This is a genomic window from Rhizomicrobium sp. (genome assembly GCA_037200385.1).
Taxonomy (GTDB): Bacteria; Pseudomonadota; Alphaproteobacteria; order Micropepsales; family Micropepsaceae; genus Rhizomicrobium.
In genome coordinates this window covers 4042932-4059992 of record JBBCGL010000001.1, presented here as the reverse complement: position 1 = coordinate 4059992, position 17061 = coordinate 4042932, and the positions used below count along the sequence as shown (strand labels likewise).

General features: G+C 62.0%; 20 protein-coding genes. 2 read left to right on the top strand and 18 right to left on the bottom strand.

The genetic code is table 11. The features are described 5' to 3' along the window. Nucleotides 1–52: 52 nt before the first annotated feature. The 5 genes from WDM91_19480 to WDM91_19460 all read right to left on the bottom strand — a co-directional run bounded on the left by WDM91_19480 (nt 53) and on the right by WDM91_19460 (nt 3930). The gene (locus WDM91_19480) at nt 53–868 is read right to left on the bottom strand and encodes a hypothetical protein (protein ID MEI9996790.1); all 816 of its coding nucleotides are present in this window, start codon (nt 866–868) and stop codon (nt 53–55) included. Continuing rightward, nucleotides 865–1263, bottom strand: coding sequence for a hypothetical protein (locus WDM91_19475; GenBank protein MEI9996789.1), 399 nt, complete (start codon nt 1261–1263; stop codon nt 865–867). Before WDM91_19475 ends, WDM91_19480 begins: the two co-directional genes overlap by 4 nt. Before the next feature lie 111 nt (nt 1264–1374). Further along, nucleotides 1375–2262, bottom strand: a complete 888-nt coding sequence (locus tag WDM91_19470; protein MEI9996788.1) for a nucleotidyl transferase AbiEii/AbiGii toxin family protein — start codon at nt 2260–2262, stop codon at nt 1375–1377. Between the two features lie 2 nt (nt 2263–2264). Beyond that, a complete protein-coding gene (locus WDM91_19465) occupies nt 2265–3305 on the bottom strand; it encodes a type IV toxin-antitoxin system AbiEi family antitoxin (protein MEI9996787.1) in 1041 nt (346 codons plus the stop codon). A 271-nt stretch (nt 3306–3576) separates the two neighbouring features. Further along, entirely contained in the window at nt 3577–3930 is a 354-nt protein-coding gene (locus tag WDM91_19460; protein MEI9996786.1) for a helix-turn-helix transcriptional regulator, read from the bottom strand. A 59-nt stretch (nt 3931–3989) separates the two neighbouring features. On the opposite strand from WDM91_19460, the gene WDM91_19455 reads away from it, so the two are divergent. Then, entirely contained in the window at nt 3990–4406 is a 417-nt protein-coding gene (locus WDM91_19455; protein MEI9996785.1) for a hypothetical protein, read from the top strand. Nucleotides 4407–4416: 10 nt separating this feature from the next. On the opposite strand, the gene WDM91_19450 is transcribed toward WDM91_19455, so the two are convergent. Genes WDM91_19450 through WDM91_19390 form a run of 13 tightly spaced genes read right to left on the bottom strand, consistent with a single transcriptional unit; the run spans nt 4417 to nt 16338 of the window. Then, a complete protein-coding gene (locus tag WDM91_19450; GenBank protein MEI9996784.1) occupies nt 4417–4746 on the bottom strand; it encodes a DUF736 family protein in 330 nt (109 codons plus the stop codon). Nucleotide 4747: 1 nt separating this feature from the next. Then, the gene (locus WDM91_19445) at nt 4748–4987 is read right to left on the bottom strand and encodes a DUF2274 domain-containing protein (protein ID MEI9996783.1); all 240 of its coding nucleotides are present in this window, start codon (nt 4985–4987) and stop codon (nt 4748–4750) included. Nucleotides 4988–4992: 5 nt separating this feature from the next. Then, nucleotides 4993–6207: a TrbI/VirB10 family protein gene (locus WDM91_19440; protein ID MEI9996782.1), complete on the bottom strand. Its 1215-nt coding sequence runs from the start codon at nt 6205–6207 to the stop codon at nt 4993–4995. Nucleotides 6208–6209: 2 nt separating this feature from the next. Continuing rightward, nucleotides 6210–7193: a P-type conjugative transfer protein TrbG gene (gene trbG, locus WDM91_19435; protein MEI9996781.1), complete on the bottom strand. Its 984-nt coding sequence runs from the start codon at nt 7191–7193 to the stop codon at nt 6210–6212. 11 nt (nt 7194–7204) lie between these two features. Beyond that, a complete protein-coding gene (gene trbF / locus WDM91_19430; GenBank protein ID MEI9996780.1) occupies nt 7205–7897 on the bottom strand; it encodes a conjugal transfer protein TrbF in 693 nt (230 codons plus the stop codon). A 2-nt stretch (nt 7898–7899) separates the two neighbouring features. After that, entirely contained in the window at nt 7900–9132 is a 1233-nt protein-coding gene (gene trbL, locus WDM91_19425) for a P-type conjugative transfer protein TrbL (GenBank protein ID MEI9996779.1), read from the bottom strand. A gap of 16 nt (nt 9133–9148) precedes the next feature. Then, on the bottom strand, nt 9149–9865 hold the full coding sequence (gene trbJ / locus WDM91_19420; GenBank protein MEI9996778.1) for a P-type conjugative transfer protein TrbJ: 717 nt from the start codon (nt 9863–9865) through the stop codon (nt 9149–9151). Further along, complete coding sequence (trbE, locus tag WDM91_19415; protein MEI9996777.1) at nt 9855–12329, bottom strand: conjugal transfer protein TrbE; 2475 nt, start codon at nt 12327–12329, stop codon at nt 9855–9857. Before trbE ends, trbJ begins: the two co-directional genes overlap by 11 nt. Then, nucleotides 12323–12586: a VirB3 family type IV secretion system protein gene (locus WDM91_19410; GenBank protein ID MEI9996776.1), complete on the bottom strand. Its 264-nt coding sequence runs from the start codon at nt 12584–12586 to the stop codon at nt 12323–12325. Before WDM91_19410 ends, trbE begins: the two co-directional genes overlap by 7 nt. Beyond that, nucleotides 12586–12912, bottom strand: coding sequence for a TrbC/VirB2 family protein (locus tag WDM91_19405; protein MEI9996775.1), 327 nt, complete (start codon nt 12910–12912; stop codon nt 12586–12588). Before WDM91_19405 ends, WDM91_19410 begins: the two co-directional genes overlap by 1 nt. Nucleotides 12913–12923: 11 nt before the next feature. Continuing rightward, entirely contained in the window at nt 12924–13898 is a 975-nt protein-coding gene (gene trbB, locus WDM91_19400) for a P-type conjugative transfer ATPase TrbB (protein MEI9996774.1), read from the bottom strand. Then, nucleotides 13895–14314 carry a CopG family transcriptional regulator gene (locus tag WDM91_19395; GenBank protein ID MEI9996773.1) on the bottom strand — a complete coding sequence of 140 codons (420 nt, stop codon included), beginning with the start codon at nt 14312–14314 and terminating at the stop codon, nt 13895–13897. The genes trbB and WDM91_19395 overlap by 4 nt, the downstream gene beginning before the upstream one ends. 2 nt (nt 14315–14316) lie before the next feature. Further along, on the bottom strand, nt 14317–16338 hold the full coding sequence (locus WDM91_19390) for a conjugal transfer protein TraG (protein MEI9996772.1): 2022 nt from the start codon (nt 16336–16338) through the stop codon (nt 14317–14319). Nucleotides 16339–16600: 262 nt separating this feature from the next. On the opposite strand from WDM91_19390, the gene WDM91_19385 reads away from it, so the two are divergent. Further along, a complete protein-coding gene (locus tag WDM91_19385; protein MEI9996771.1) occupies nt 16601–17005 on the top strand; it encodes a hypothetical protein in 405 nt (134 codons plus the stop codon). Nucleotides 17006–17061: the final 56 nt, after the last annotated feature.

The window sequence follows — 17061 nt, the reverse complement described above, 5'->3', positions numbered from 1 at the left end:
GGGGCGGAACCTGCTGACTCGGGTTAAACTCGGTTCCTTGTTCTTGGGTCTTCTACGGTTGCGGATCGTCTGAGCCGCCTCGGATGATCGTTACCTGCTTAAGTCTAATGCCCTGTTTCAGTGCGTATTCGCTTAGAGCATCGCACACATCGATAGCTTCGTGGCTTGCCATATAAGTGATCTCGGCAAGGTCCATTGCGGTCAACCGGATACGTTCCCCCACCCTCCAGCGACGCTCGCGCACCGGCCTTTCGTGCCGAAGAGGTTCGACGAATTGCGCGCCCGCTGGCAGTTTATTTGCCTCGTACCGATTACCGTCAGAAGCCAACAAACTGGGGTCCAAACCGAGCCAGGTGATGACCAATTCATCGCCATCGGTGCAGTGCTTCTGCCGGACAACCCCCGAGCCGTGAGCTAGCGCGTTGCGCGCCGACACAAAACTTTCAAAATGGCGGGCGTAGATTCCTTCGACCTGGAATTCATCTTTGAGGATTTTGACCTTCGCACCAAGCGACACCCGCTCGAATTTCTTCATGCGTTTGGCTTGATCGACCGACGGCGCGAGAGTCAGGCCCGAGTCGTAGATTTGGTCGAGGAAATGCGCGAAGGCTTCAACAAGGTCGCGCAGACCATTTCCTAGAATCCAGGAAACGTACTGCTCATTATATTCCTTGAGTACGTGCTCCGGCATTGGCTCCGGCACTACCAATATTCGAAGGCTTCCGGGCAACTCCGTTTCGTCAAAATGCCAGAGCGACACGCCCCGATGGCCGAGGCGCATAAACACGAAAGCGCGGTGCACTTCGGCGAGCACCTCCCGATAGATCCTATCGAGGTCGATAGCCGGGCTGACGCAGGTCTGGCTCATTGGTTCTGCGAAATCTGCGCGGCTGTGCTACGGATTGCTGCCGCCACGGCGCCAGGTTTCTCGCGCTTGGTGTTGATGATGACGAGCTGCGCGTTATGGCTGGCTGCGAACCGCTGGACGTAGCCGAGCGTAACGCCTTGCGACTTAGAAGCGCAAACGATCACATCCCAGTTGTGCTGGTCAATGAAAGTAAGGCTCCTGCTTACGACACTCAGATTGTCTCCGCCTGTCGCGATTCCAAGGACGCGCTTCTTTCCTGCAGCGAGCGGCGGAACGACAAGCACAAGGTCGCCATTGTGCTTGTCGTGAAAAATTCCGAGGTTTTCCAAGAATAGCCGGATGGATTTCGTCTTGCCTGTATTGGCTGTGCCGGCGATGAGTATGACCTTTGGCATGGGTCGCTCTGAGTTAGTGGATGATTGGCACCTAGACCGAACCTGGGAAAGCACACCTTCGGTATCGCATTTTGAGTAAGTGCAGTTTAACGGTGCCGAGAAAAATAAGCGTCAACCAAGTACTTTCAGAAACCGCATAGCGACATCGGCAGCCTGGCGTTGTCGCAACAAGCGGTTCTCCCGGGCCTCGTCGCCATCGTCGAACTCGAACCTTGCGACGGCGACCGGTCCCACCTTTCGATATCCTTCGGTTGTTGCGTCATCGACAAAATGACGTTGGATGATGTCGACGGCCTTCCCAATGGCGTCTCGGTGCTTTCCTTCACGGGCGGCGGCGAAATGCTTGGCGGCTTGCTCTGGTCCTCCTTGGCCGAACTCCAGGCAATAGACGAGATCATGCGCGTCCTTCGGTTCATTGCGGTCGTCGAAAGCAAAAGCCTTCAGGCAAGTAAAGCTGACGATATCGGCATATCGAACGATTTCTTTGGTGACGCCGCGATCATCGAGGAGTTCCGCCTCGACCTCCAACTCGTTATGATGATCAAAGACCATGGACGAATGAGGAATATTTAGAGCGGAGATCTTACCCTTGGTCGGTAGCTCTCGCACCTTTCCGCCCGAGAGACCGGGATTGTCGGCCAAGAGTTCTAAAATGATGGTCGGCCCTCCCTTGGGACGAATCTGCCAGCGCCAAGAGACCTTGTTCCCTTTGCTGTTTTCGGCGCGTTCGAAGCCAAGCCTTTGCAGGTTCTCCTCAAGCGTATGATACGCCTCGGTGTCTTCCAAAATCGCAAGCTCGACGACGACATCGACGTCGCCGGTGCCAGCGTGCGGCGGGACTTTCGGCGGGCGATCGGGAACAAGATAGCGTGGCGTCAGACCGCCAATGAGGAAGATCGACTTCTTCCACGGCCCGAGATTGCGTAGAAGGGTGACCAGCACCCGCTCACAGGCATCGGTGACGCGCGTGTCGTAGCCAGCTGCTTTTTGGGGTTTCATCGTCAGAAACCTATTATCTCTTGGCGCAGATGTTCGGCCTGTTCTTTGGCGCGACCGGGCCTGCGTAGAAGATCAAGATAAACTTGTACCGGGCTCGCGAGGCAAATATCGCGTTTGGATTGGGTGAAAAGAAAATCCCCTTCATCGCGCGTTTCGATCACATTGAGATTGGCGCCTTCATTGACGATGCGCGCTTGCAGCGCCACCACGACATCGTTGGCAGCCCTGCTGGTACGCATACGGCAGGACACTTGGGACACATGCGTCAGGTAAGCAGCATAATATTGTGCAGCGGCTTCCTCGGTGATTGCATATTGGACATGACGTTCGCGACACAACTCCGCGAGACGTTCAACGAGATTTTCGGTGTTGCCGCTCGATACGAAATAGCGCCTATAGGCGGGAGGCCGTGAGGCGGCTAGAATCTGCCTCCGCCACTCGTCTAGGAGGGCTGCAGGCTGCATAAGCCGGCGTTCCTTCGACGGACCCTGTCCTTGAGAACTCAGCCAATCGAATCGGTCCAACGCGCTGAGCGTCTCTGATGCCGTTGCGGGAGACACTTTTGCGAGCGCTGCGAGCTCGAGGACGCCGAACCATTGCTCACGATGCGTGAGGAGTGCGAGCAGGATTTGGGAGCGTTTGCCGCGGAACAGATTGCGGACGGGTTTTTCGAGCGCTTTTGGCGGCGGCTTCTCGATGTAGACGTAAGACCCTCGGCCGGGGATGAAGAGGCTGCCGCCCGTATCATAGTAGCCGACATTCTCCTTCCTCAGCAGATCCTTTGCGCCCGGCGATATCGACTCAGCCGCGACTAGCGGAATGGCGTTGGCTTGGCGCCTTTCAAAGTGATGGAGCTGCCATAGGAGTTGAGGGACATCGCGTGGGAAGATCGACTTCTTCACTTCAATGAGGAGAAGGTATTTCTTGCCGGCGACGTCGAGGCCCAACGTGGCATCGATTTCGCGCCCTAATTCGGGTGCTGAGACCTCCCAGGAAGGCATGCTCGGCCGCACTTCAGGAATTTCCCTGAGGTCGTCGATCAACCGAGAGACGACCTCATGCGCGAGGTCGTGCTCGTAATTTGCCTTATGGTCCATATTTTGTGCGCAGCGAATTTAGGTCTTATAGCGAATATTCGCCAGAAAAGCAATATTCACTGTTCAGCAAAGTTGCCGCTTGCGGCGATTAACTTAGCTGAAGCTTCTGATATAACTAGCTTTTTTCATTTCTTAGCTCTTAGGACGGCGGCTCGGCCGCGTAGGCGCTATTGAGGCGGAACCCCCTCCGGACCGTACGCTCCATTCGCCGACAGCATCATCCCGACGTTGCTGCGATCAAGGCTGCGAGCAGACCAAGCCCAATCAAAAGCGCTGCCGGATTCACCGCTTTCACATCCGGAACGGATACGCCGCTCGCCTCAAGCTGGCTTGCGTAGTTGTCGGCCTCCGCAAGAAGCTGACTTGGAGCGAGCCCCAGTGACCTGGCGACTGGGCGAAGCTGGGAAAGCGTCATTGACGTATCGCCGCTCTCAATCCGCGAATAGGCCGATCTGCTCAACCCGATCGCAGTGGCAATCTGGCTTTGGTGGAGCCCTAATTGATCACGGTGGGATTGAATGATCTGACCCACCAGAACTGGATAAGGGACGATCGGAGGTACCTGGGACATTGACCGCCTCGTGCACATGTGCATACCATGCACCTGTGCGAATCATGCAGGTGTGCACTATGCAAAACAACCATATTTCGCCGCAACTATTACGCTCCGGCGGCATGGTCAAGGTACAAATTCAAGGCCTTCTTGGCCTCTATTGGCATTTCGGCATCGTCTCGGACCGGCGCGATTGGCGAGGCTTTCCCTACGTGATCTCGAATTCGTCAACGAATGGAGGGGTCCGTGAAGAATCCTGGGAAACCTTCTCCGGTGGTCAAGACGTTCGCGTCCTTGGCTTCCTCAGCTCCCTCCAACCGCACGACGTGATTGCAAACGCGCGCCGCCTCTCGTCAAAGCCCTACAATCTAATCTTCTGGGATTGCGAGCGTTTCGCGCGAGCCTGCCAGGGCCTGCCCCCGCGAAGCAGCCAGTTCGAGATGACACTGCTCGCCGCTTTCGTGGGCGCTCTCTTTCTAGCAGCACAGAGTTAAACGGCCGACGTCAATCGGATACCAATGACCTCTGACGACTCCACACCAACGTCGCCTGCCGTCCGTCTTCAGCTTCAAACAGTGCGGCCGACATAGCGTCCGTCAAACTTGGGTCTTCAAGCCTTAGACTGAGATAGTCGCGCGGGTTGTCGCCTTGCGACCGTGCCTTCCACGCAGCGCCAACCTCTGACTTGCCAGCAAATACACGAAACGCTGGTGCCTTCTCGCTCGACAGGTTGTCGTTCGGCACGAGCCGCACTTTCGTGTTGATGGTGAGTGTCTGGATCGTCCCTTCCCATCCGCCGTCTTTGGACGCCGTGAAATGTCCGATGATCGCCATGCTACGACTCCTCTTCCGTGGTTCTTGCATCGGCGCCCTTGCGGGCCTTCTGAAATCCTTTGTCCGCCTCCATGAAGGTCTGCAGCATGTAGGGACAGAGCTCGGCGACAGCTTCTTCGCTGCCATAGGTTTTGGTATAGAACGCGGCATACTCCTGCAGCATCCGGTGCAACTCCGGGCTCACCGTCATGGTGACCTTGACCGGTGTGCGATCGGGAAGCTTGGCAAGCCGCAGCGCCATGGCAATCATCCGCTGTAAGGTTTGAGGACGAGGTCCTTGTGCACGATGACGCGCAATGGCCAGCCGGGCCGCACGGTGATGGTGGGCTGGATGTTCAGGTCCTTTTCGACTAGCGCCTGGCCCGCCTGGTTGGTGCTTTCCTGCGTCGACTCGCGGATCACCTGCACCAGATCGCTGTTGCTACTACCGAACGCGACTTGGCCGCCAACACCAAGCAGGGTCGACATCGCGATGCCCTTGAGCAAGGTCCAGGTGTGATAGTCGACGTCATCCTCGAGCCCCGCATAACCGCTGGTGTCCGACGCCGGCAGGTTGTCGATCTGGATCGACATGCCGTTGGGCATGATGATCCGCTGCCATACAACCAGTGCCCGGCTCTGCCCGAATGCGATCACGCTATCGTAGCTGCCTATGAGGCGCGAGCCCTGCGGAATACAAACCGCGGCGGTATCCAATGAGCAGTACACCGGTTCTGTTACCTGTGCGATGACCAGGCCCGGCAAATCAGAATTCAAACCCGAGATCAGGCTTGCCGGGATGATCGATCCGGCCATCACCTCATAAGGCGACAACGGCTGCTGCAGCGCGTGCTGATTGTAGACCGAGTCGTCGGTCTTGCCGTTCAGGACGTCCAGCTTGCGCCCCTGATTGTTCGGGTCCTTCGTCGGATCGAGCGACAGCGCCGCTGTTGGATTGGTCGGGGCCGACTCCGACGCCGGGAGGGTCGGCGCCACTGTCGCATTGGCGGCGCCGGCAAGCGCCGACTTCTCTGCGATCTGGAAGAACACGCCCGCTTCCATCGCCTGCCGCTGTTGCTGCGCCAGGCGAATACGCTCGGCCCGTGCCGCGTCGTCTTCCGGATTGGGATGAAAGCTCTGATCCGCGGGCGACAGGCCCAAGCTCCGCTCGCGATCCACCACCGGCTTTCCGAGGTCACCAGGCAGCGGTGCGCCCAACCGGATCTTGTCGTAGCTGGGCGGCAGGGCCGCAAGCCCTTCGGGCGTCGGTTTGCGATCGGTGTTGTAGAGCTCGTCGGAACCCGGGCGGTGCAACAGGTTCGTGTTGCGCAATGCAAACCAGGTTGTCCCGAAGATCGCGACGGCCCCGACGGCGGCGATGCCGATCAGGAGATTGCGCTTGAAGCGTACGACCTTACGCGGGGAGGCGCGCAGGACCAGGGTTTCGGGATCGACCTTGGGAGGGGGATTTGGCTCCGCCATGGTCAGCCTCCGAACAATCCGGCGAGCCCGCCCTTGTGCGGCTTGTCTTCGCTCCGCGTGATGCGCACGACCTGTTGTGAGTCTTGGCCCAGGCGCAGTTCGGCTCTGCTGAATAGCCGGTCCACGACATAGAAGTTGCCGCGCATTCGATAGTTGACGAGCTCGCTCCGGCCATCCTGGCCCACGACAAAGAGCGGCGGCGCCTCGCCGCGATCGATCTGCTCCGGAAACTGGATGTAGACCTTCTTGCCGTCGTCGAAGACGCGCACCGGTTTCCAGGGCGGGCTGTCCCCGCTGATCGCGTAGCGGAATTTGAGATCGTCGAGCTGCAGGCCGGTGTCGATGGTCGGCGGCCCCTGTTCGGCCGCGGCGCGTGCCACAATGAGCGCTTCCTGCGGATAGCTCCAGGATAGAGCCGCCATCGCGGTGCGCTCGGTGCTGGCAAGCTGAAGGTGGTAGGCCCGCTTGTCGGTAAGGATCACGAGGTTCGTCGTCAGCCCGGCCGCGAACGGTTTGACCATCACATGCACCTGCCGCGATGTGCCGGCGCCGCTCGCGGTATCGCCCACCGCCCAACGCACCGTGTCGCCGGCAGAGATCGCACTCAGCGTCTCGCCCGGTTCTAGGGCGATATCCGTCACCTGTCCCGGCGCGGCATAGAGCCGGTACAGCGCGTTGTCCGAGAAGGGGTAGATTTGGGCCGCGTTGATGTAGCCAGCGCTGGTCGGCTCGCGCAGCGCGAGATGGTTGGCGACGTCGACCCGCGCGGTCGCCGGCTCGGCTTCGCGAACGGGCTGAATGTGCAGTTGCGGCCCAATGACCGCACCCGCTTGTACGACCGGTGCCGGCGAAGCGGGCGCCGGATCACGCTGCAGCGCGGCCGGGACCAAAGGCGTAGGCGGCGCCGCGGCACCAGTGGTGGCAGCACAGCCACCGAGCAGCAAAGCGACCGCGGTCGACAGCAGAACATGTTTGCGAACAGACATGAGGTTCTCCTTCAGTGGGTGTCGGGCGCGAGTTCGCGCGACCAGTTGATGCCGTTGACGTAGAGACCGAGCGGGTTCTTGCGCAGCACCTCGGCGTTGGGCGGATCCTTGGTCACGACCGACAGGATCGCAGTCCAGTGCTCAGTCTTGGCGAGCGCGTCATGGTCGTAGGTCTGCTCGACCCACTTCACCTGAAACGATCCGTCCGACACGCGCACAACGCTGGAGACCTGCACCGAGACGGTGCGCGCACCGACCTGTTTGAACGGATCGTTTATGCGGGCGTACTCGTTGAGGAACACCGCGCCGTGATCTGTCGCGAAGTCATAGGCCTCGAGCCAGTCATTGCGCACGACCACCGGATCGATGGAGAGCGACCGCACATCGGTGACGAACTTCGCCAGGAAGTAAGCGATCTCGGTGTCGTCGGGTTGATAGTTGGCAGTCGCAGGGGCAACCGCTTGAGCCACACCCAGACGATCGACGCGCACGACATACGGAATGACCCTGCTCTGTAGCGACTGCCAGATGAGACCACCAGCCAGCGCGCCGGAGAGCACGAGCGAACCAAACGCTATCAGCCGCCAGTTCTTCGCCTGCACGCGTGACGAGCCTATGCGGTCGTCCCAGAGCTGGGCCGCTTTCTGGTAGGGCGTCACAGGTTCGGGTGTCAGGCCGTAGCGTTGGACAGTGCGTTTAAACATGCTCACTCCTGTTCGAGATCGGGCGCGGCGCCCTGGGCTGGGCGATCGCCTTCCTTGATGGCTTGTTGGACGGCTTGGCTGTGGCCGCGCCGTTGTTGCTGGGAACGGAGACGGCGGGCCCAGGCGGGTGGCGTCGCACTGGACCCGCCGCCATCGGTCGCGCCGCGGGGGGACGGCTGACCGTTTGCGGATGGCAATGGTGTGGTTGATCTGGTCGCACCCGACGGCGGCGCGCCGGCCGGGCCTCCGGGACTGCCAGGATTCGATGGCCCAACGGCATTTGCAGCGCTCGCAGTCATCGCCGAGCCAGCCCGAATAGCCGCCATGCCGCCGCCGGCCACCGCGCGCGCGGCACCCGCGGCCGCCGCGCCGCCAAGCGCCGCGCCGCCGATCAGGGCGCCCGTCGCGCCGATGGCGGCGCCCGCACCCAGCTGTGGGCCGCCGGAAACAAGGCCGCTTGCGATGCCGGGGCCGAAGATGCCGAGGCCGAAGAGCGACAGTGCCGCGAGCACCAAGGTCATGGCGCTTGAGAGCGTCGGCTCCTGGCTGCCGAGGGCATTGATGAACTGGCTGAAGAAGCTGGATCCGATGCCGATGATGACGGCCAGCACCATCACCTTGACGCCGGTCGAGACGACGTTGCCAAGCACGCGCTCGGCGAGGAACGAGGTTTTGTTCCAGAGCGCGAACGGCACCAGCACGAATCCGGCGAGCGTGGTGAGCTTGAACTCCAGGATGGTGATGAAGAGCTGGACAGCGAGAATGAAGAACGCCAGCACGACGATGAACCAGGCGCCGACCAGCACCAGGATGGTCACGACGTGGTTGAAAAACGACGTGAAGCCCATCAGCTTGCCGGCTTCCTGCAGGAGCGGCCATGCCGCCTGGAAACCGGTGCCGGCAAGCTTGCCGGGCCGCAACAGATCTTGTGGGCTCAGATTGTTTGCGCTCGCCTGCAGGCCGAGCTGCGAGAACGAGTTGTAGACGATGGTCGCGAGGTTGGAGAAGTTGTTGATGATGAAGGCGAAGGCGCCGACATAGAGCACCTTCTTGATCAGCCGCGCCATGACATTGGCTTCGCCATCGAGCAGCCAGAACACGGCTGCCAAGGTCACATCGATCGCCACCAGGATCGACGCCAGCCCCGCAACGCTCCCTGACAACAAGCCAAAGCCGCTGTCGATGTACCGAATGAAGGTCTGCAGGAAATTGTCGATGACGTTGAAGTCGTTCATGGCGACAACAAAACCCCTATTGGGCGGTGTAAGCCTGACCGTTGCCGATGAAGGTGGTGAAGGCGCTCTGTGCGGCCGTCTCGTCCTCGGCCTTGCGGGCGGTATCGAGCGAGTTGGCGCGGTACTGTGCGGCCATCAGGTTTTGGACCTGCAGTTGCTGCTTGGTGGCCAGCGCTAGCAGCTGGTTGGTCGCCTGCAGCGCCTGCAGGTTGCCGATAGCGCCTTGGCTGGTGTTGACCAGAGACGCGAGCGTCGTCGCATCGGCTTGCACGTTCTGGGCGACCTGGGCCTGCACTTGCAGCGTCTGTTGATAGGCCGCCATCGCCTCCTGCCAACGGGACAACGCGGTCGATGCCAGCGTTGTCGACGAGGTGCCGAGCGGATAGCTGCCGGGAAACGATGAACTCCAGAAGCTGTTGGTGGCGTTGAGGTTGAAGGCGATGCCGTTGCCCTGGTTCATCAGGCTGCTGATCTGGCTGAGCGCCGAGATCATGGTGGAAAGCTGCGACGTGTTGAGCGACGTCAGGTTCTTCCCCATGTTCTGCAACATGGCGGCTTCGTTCTGCAGTTGCTGGATCTGGTTGTTGATCTGCTGGAGGGCACGCGCGGCCTGGAGCACGTTCTGCGAGAAGTTCGAGCCGTCGAACACGGCCATCTGCGCGTGGGCCGGTAACGCAATTGCGCCGACTCCGAGTGTCGTGGCGAGCAGGATCGAGAGAAGCCTACGTTTCATGGGTGGTCTCCTTGAGGTTGCTGGTGAACTCCCCCAGTAACGGCACGGCCCATTCGAGGCCGCGCGCGAACAGAAACTCCGCGGCGAACGCCTGATCGGATGGCTTGACCAGGATCGCGTCGATCAGGGTCTGGCTGGCCGGATCGGACACGCCGCAAAAACTGAGCGCGATCGGACCTAGCCCCAGCTCGAACAGCCGGTTGCCGCGGCGCGATTGCAGGTAGTAGTGCCGCTTGGGTGTGGCCCGCGCGATGAGGTCGATTTGGCGCGCGTTCAGGCCAAAGCGCGCATAGGCCTCCTGCGCCTGCGGTTCGACGGCACGGTCGTTGGCCAGGAAAATGCGCTGCGGGCAGGACTCGATGATCGCCGGCGCGATCGAGCTGTTGGCGATGTCGGCCAGCGACTGTGTGGCGAAGACGACGGAGACGTTCTTCTTGCGTAGGGTCTTCAGCCACTCGCGGATGCGGGCAGCGAATAGCGGGTCGTCGAGAAATACCCAGGCCTCGTCCAACACGAGCAGCGTCGGGCGGCCATCAAAGCGCTCTTCCAGCCGGTGGAAGAGATAGGTGAGCACCGGCATGACCGCGCTTGCCTCATGCATCAGGGTCTCGGTCTCGAAGCACTGGATGTCGGCCAGCGCGAGCGCGTCGCTGTCGGCGTCCAGCAAGCGGCCGAACGGTCCCTCCAGGGTGTAAGGCATCAACGCGGACTTCAGCGCGTTCGACTGCAGCAAGACTGACAAGCCCGTCATGGTGCGTTCGGGCTTCGGCGCGCTCGCGAGATTGGACAGCGCCGACCACACGGTTTCCTTCACCTCCGGCGTGACGTGGACCTTCTCATGCGCCAGCAGCGAGGCGATCCATTCCGCGGCCCAGCTGCGCTCGGCTGGATCGTCGATCCGCGCCAGGGGCTGGAAGGCCAGCGATCCGTCCGAACCCAAGGCGTGATGCGCGCCGCCCATGGCGAGCACAGCCGCACGCGCCGAATTGCCCTTGTCGAAGATGGTGATCTGGGAGTCCGGATAGCGCCGGAATTGCAAGGCGATGAGCGCCAGCAACACCGACTTGCCGGCGCCGGTAGGTCCGACGATCAGGGTATGGCCGACGTCACCGACATGGATGGCGAAGCGGAACGGCGTCGACCCGGAGGTCTCGGCCACGAACAAGGGCGGTCCGTTGAGATGGGCGTCTTTTTCCGGCCCCGCCCAGACCGACGACAGCGGCAACAGATGCGCCAGATTGAGGGTATGGATCAGCGGCTGGCGGACATTGGCGTAGACATGCCCCGGCAGAGAGCCGAGCCACGCTTCAACCACGTTGATGCTCTCGCGGATGGTCGTGAAGCCAGCGCCATGGATCACGCGCTCGACGGCACGGATTTTGTCGTCGGCGCGATCGCGGTCCGTGTCGAGCACCACCACCGTGGTGGTCAGATAGCCAAAGCTGACGTGATCGCCGCCCAACGCCTGGAGCGCGAGATCAGCGTCTACCACCTTGTTGTCGGCGTCCGAGTCCAGGAGCTGGACCGGTTCGTTGTACAGCACTTCGCGCATTAGCGCGGTGATGGACTTGCGCTTGTTGAACCACTGCCGGCGCAGCTTGGTCAGCGCCTTGGTTGCCTCGGTCTTGTCGAGGGCGATGAAACGCGTCGTCCAGCGATAGGGAAAATCCAGATGATTGAGACCGTCGAGGATCCCGGGCCGCGTGCTGTTGGGGAAGCCGAGCATCGTGAGCGTGCGGACATAGTGGTTGCCCAACATCGGCTCGAGGCCTGTGCTCAGCGGCTCGTCCGGCAGAATGGAATCGAGATAGATCGGCGCGTTCGGTGAGGCGAGCTGGAAGCGCTTGGTCGAGATCGTGCCGTGCAGGTAGGTGAGTGTCTCGGCATCATCGAGTTCGGCGATCTCCGGCATGATGCCGGAGAGAAGATCGAAGACCCGCGCGCACTCGGCGGTAAAATTGACCAGCTCCTGATGCCAGTCCCGCGCCTTCTCTTCCTCGGCGCGTTCCAGCAGTGCCCGTTCTGCACCGGATGCTGCGTCCGGCGTTGGCATATATATAAGTGTCAGCGTGTAGCTGTTCTCGTAGTGTTCGCCAGAGCGGAACGCGGCCTGCGGGGACGCTTCGTAACCCGCGCGCTGGAACTGGGCGCGGCGTTCCTCGTTCACCAGCCAAGACGCGGCCTCCGGAAACTCCGAACTGGGATAGTGCGGCGCCTCATGCCGCTCGGCCTCGAAGAACAGCGCCCATCCGGAGCCGAACCGCCGCAGCACGTTGTTCAACCGCGCGCAGGTCGAGACGAGTTCGGCTTGCGTGGCGCTTTCGAGATCGGGTCCACGAAACCGAAAACTCTTCTGAAACGAGCCGTCCTTGTTCAGCACAATGCCCGGGCCGATGAGCAGCGCCCAGGGCAGATGATCGGCGAGGCGGTGCGGATGCGCGCGATACTCGGAGAGATTCAGCATGCGAGATAGGCCTTCTGACGCAGATGGCGGATGAGGACGGTCGCGAAATCGGGATCGCGCTTGGCCGCAAACACCGCGAGCGAGTGCCCGACGATCCAGAGCACCACGCCGGCCAGCCACATCTGCAGACCCAGTCCCAGCGCCGCCGCGATCGTGCCGTTGACGATGGCGATGGCGCGCGGCGCGCTGCCCAACAGGATCGGCTCGGTCAGCGAGCGGTGCAGCGGCACCTCGAAGCCCTCGATGTCGCCCTGCATCAGACGAGCGCCCCGCCACCGAAGGAGAAGAAGGAGAGGAAGAAGCTCGACGCGGCGAAGGCGATGGAGATGCCGAACACGATCTGAATCAGGCGGCGGAAGCCGCCCGAGGTCTCGCCGAAGGCCAGCGTCAGGCCGGTCACAATGATGATCAGCACTGCGATGATCTTGGCGACGGGTCCCTGTACCGAGTCCAGAACCTGCTGCAGCGGCTGCTCCCAGGGCATGTTGGTCCCGGAGGCCCAGGCCGGTCTGCACACGAACAGTGTAAGCGCCGCGCCTGCGATGAAGGTGCGAAGGGCGGAAGCGAATTCACAAAGGCGCATGAAGGTCTCCTCTAGAGCGCTTGCAGTCGGATGGATGAGAGTTCTTTGACGGCGTAGTCGCCGTCTGTCTCGAGGCCGGTCAGTTCGGCGATGGTCTCGATGCGCCGTGACAGTCCGCGGCCCTGGATGAACACCAGGATGTCGATGGCCTCGGCGATCAGTCGCCGCGGCACGGTGACGACGCTTTCCTGGATGAGCTGTTCGAGCCGGTAGAGCGCGGCGCGCGCCGAATTGGCATGCACCGTGGCGATGCCGCCCGGATGACCCGTGTTCCAGGCCTTGAGCATGTCGAGCGCTTCGGCGCCCCGCACTTCGCCGACGATGATGCGATCGGGACGCAGGCGAAGGGTCGAGCGGACCAGGGCGGCGAGATTGACGACGCCCGGCTTGGTGCGCAGGGACACGCAGTCCGGCGCGGCGCATTGCAGCTCGCGCGTATCCTCGATCAGGATCACCCGTTCGTCGCGCGTCGCCATCTCGGCCAGAAGCGCGTTGGCGAAGGTGGTCTTGCCGGAGCTGGTACCGCCCGCGACCAGGATGTTCTTGCGGTCGTGGACCGCGCGCTTCATCAGGTCGGCCTGCGCGGGAAGCAGGATGCGGTCCGAGACGTAGTCTTCCAGCGTGTATATCTTGGCGGCCGGCTTGCGGATCGAGAAACACGGTGCACTGGAGACGGGCGGCAACAAGCCCTCGAAGCGCTCACCCGACTCCGGCAGCTCGGCGCTGACAATCGGATTGCCGCCATGCACTTCCAAGCGGATGTGCGAGGCGACCATACGGATGATGCGTTCCACCTCCGCTGCGCCGAGGCGGACGCGCGTGTCTATGCGGCCCTCGCCCAGCCGATCCAGCCGGAGTGCGCCGTCCGGGTTGACCATGACTTCAACCACCAGCGGATCGGCAAGGGCCGCGGCGATCTCGGTGCCCATAGCGGTGCGCAGCATGGTGCGGCGGCGTTCGTTCGATTGCGGGTGGGTGACGCTCATTGCGGCGTCTCGCTTTCCGCCATACGGCCGAAGACGTCGTCGACGACGCTCTTGCCACCGGCGACGCGACGGCCGACCTGGTCGATGAAGGCCTGGAAGCGGTCGGCGGCGAGCGCCCGGCCCGCCGCTTGATCTGCTTCGGGCAATGGCGGCAGGATCGAGAAGTGGAACCGGATATAGAGCGCGAGGCTCTCGATCAGCACCCGCTGGTTGCGTTCGATGCGGTTGAGCTGATGGGACAGCTTGTCGAGTCGGGGCTTGAGCTTGTCGTCGAGCTCCTTCGATCCCTTGCGCTCGAACAGGGTCTTGAGCGCTTCGGCGACGATCGCCGATTTTGACGTGCCGGGCTTCTTGGCCAGGCGTTCTAGCTCTGCTGAGAGGTCTTCATCCAGATACAGATTCTGCCGGGGCTTCATCGTCAGAACTCCGGCAACAGATCGTGCGAGGCATGTTTGTGCAGATCGCCTTCGTTCATCGCGTGCGCGCGAGCGACGGCATCGAGGGTCTGCTTGTCCGATTGCGGGTCATCGTCCTCGAACAGGGCCGTCTCGACTGTCGGTGCGTCGTCACGCTTCGGTTCACTTTCGTCGGGTGCCCAGGGCTGGCGCTGAAGATCGCCGCCGCCGGCGTCGGCGGTGCCGAACTCGCGGTCGAGCGGACGCGACAGATCGATATGCACGCCGCGGATCTGCCCGCTCCAATCGTCGCGCCGCGGGGGTGGGCGATCGCGATAGACCGTCGCGGACAGGTCCGGGGTCGCTTCGACGCGACGCAGGAAATTGCTGTCTTCGTAATAGCGAAGCTTCTTGGCGCGGATCGGCGCCAGGCCCGACACCAGCACCAGTTCGTCGGCGGGCGGCAGCTGCATCACTTCGCCGGGGGTCAGAAGCGGACGCGCCGTCTCTTGCCGACTGACCATGACGTGACTGAGCCAGGGCGACAGGCGGTGACCGGCATAGTTGCGCTGCGCGCGCAGCTCGGTGGCCGTACCCAGCGCATCGGAAATACGCTTGGCGGTGCGTTCGTCGTTGGAGGAGAACGCGATGCGGACATGGCAATTGTCCAGAATGGCGTTGTTCTCGCCATAGGCCTTGGAGATCTGGTTGAGCGATTGGGCGATGAGGTACGCCCGGATGCCGTAGCCGGCCATGAAGGCGAGCGCGGTCTCGAAGAAGTCCAACCGCCCCAGTGCCGGAAACTCGTCCAGCATCATCAGCAGCTTGTGGCGGCGCGACTTGCCGGGATCGCCTTCCAGCCGCTCGGTCAGATGCCGCCCGATCTGGTTGAGCACCAGGCGCACCAGCGGCTTGGTGCGCGAGATATCGGACGGCGGCACGACCAGGTAGAGCGAGACCGGGCGTTCGGCATCGACCAGATCGGCGATCCGCCAGTCGCAGCCTGCCGTGGTGCGCGCGACGACCGGATCGCGATAGAGACCCAGAAACGACATGGCGGTCGACAGCACGCCGGAGCGCTCGTTCTCGGACTTGTTTAGGACTTCGCGCGCGGCCGAGGCCACAACGGGATGTACGAAGGGTTCATCCAGCGTGCCCAGATGGTTGGTCTCCATCATCTTGCGCAACGTGTGCTGGAAGGAGCGCTGGGGGTCGGAGAGGAAGGTCGCGACCCGTGCGAGAGTCTTCTCTTCCTCGGCATAGAGAACGTGGAGGATCACCCCGACCAGCAGGGAGTGACTGGTCTTTTCCCAATGGTTGCGCTTCTCCAGCGCACCCTCGGGATCGACGAGGATGTCGGCGATGTTCTGCACATCGCGGACCTCATTGGGACCTTTGCGGACTTCAAGCAGCGGGTTGTAGCGGGACGAGCGCGGATCGGTCGGATTGAACAACAAGGCGTGCGAGAACTTGGCACGCCAGCCGGCGGTCAGCTGCCAGTTCTCGCCCTTGATGTCGTGCACAACGGTGCTACCTGTCCAGGACAACAGCGTGGGAATGACAAGACCAACGCCTTTGCCGGACCGCGTCGGCGCAAAGGCCATGACGTGTTCGGGCCCGTCATGGCGCAGATAGCGACCCTCGAGTTGGCCCAAGAATACGCCCGCCGCCCGAAACAGTCCGGCATGCGCGATCTCCCGGTCACGTGCCCAGCGCGAAGAGCCGTAGGTCGTGACCAGCTTGTTTTGCCGGGCGCGGTAGAGCGAGCCGATGATCGCAACCGCGATGCCCGCGAAGCCGCTGCCCGCCGCAATGGCACCGGCATGGTTGAACAGCGACGGCGCGTAGGCCTCGTAGGCGTACCACCACTCGAACAGCCGCCACGGCAGATAGATCGGCCAGCCGTGCACAAGGAACCAAGGCGCGCCGAGGCGTGGCTGGAAGTCGAGATGCCAAGCGCACCATTCAGTGGCGAACCAGACGCCGAAGATCACGACCGCAAAGACGATCGCTATCTGTCCCACAAGAAACTTGGTCGGCGTCATGGAAGGTGCTGCCCGCGTTTGTGCGCGAGCGACTCTTCGGACGAACACGTCTTCCGCTCAATCGGCCTTGTGATGGACCAAGATGGATTGTGTTTGCTTTGGCGTCGCGACCATCACGATTTGCGCGAACGGCAGAAAATTCTCTGGCATTGCGAAGCTGTTGGAATAGAATTCGGGTGTCCCTTCGCGAAGCGCAGAGCGCCGCCCAGGCTCCCAACCCCAGCACTGATCGCCGCGCCTCCGGGTGCGCTAGGAGGATTCGATGTTTCTGTTGATGGCGATCGGCGCTGTGTTGGCCCTGTGTGGGCTGCTGTGGCGGGTCGCAGTCCACGCATTGCCAGTGTTTGTCGGATTCACCGCGGGCTGGTGGGCGCTATCGCTCGGTGCGGGTGCGGGCTCCGCCGTCGTCGGGCTAGCAGCGGGAATGGCGAGTTGGGCCTTGGCGGGCTGGGCCTCCCGCAGCGAATGCCGGGCGCTCAGGATCGCGGCGGCGATCACATGCGCACTTCCTGCTGCTTATGTCGGCTTCACGATCGTCTGGCAAATCACGGAGTTGGGGATATCAAACGCGGGTTGGCGTATCCTCTTCGCAGTGGTCGCGGGCTTGGCCGCCGGGCTCACAACCGTTGCACGGCTGGATCACGCGACCACTGCAGAAACGCCTTAGCGGCAGGCCTGCAGTTCGGCCCTTCAGTGCTAGGCTTGTGCAGCAGACAGAAGGTC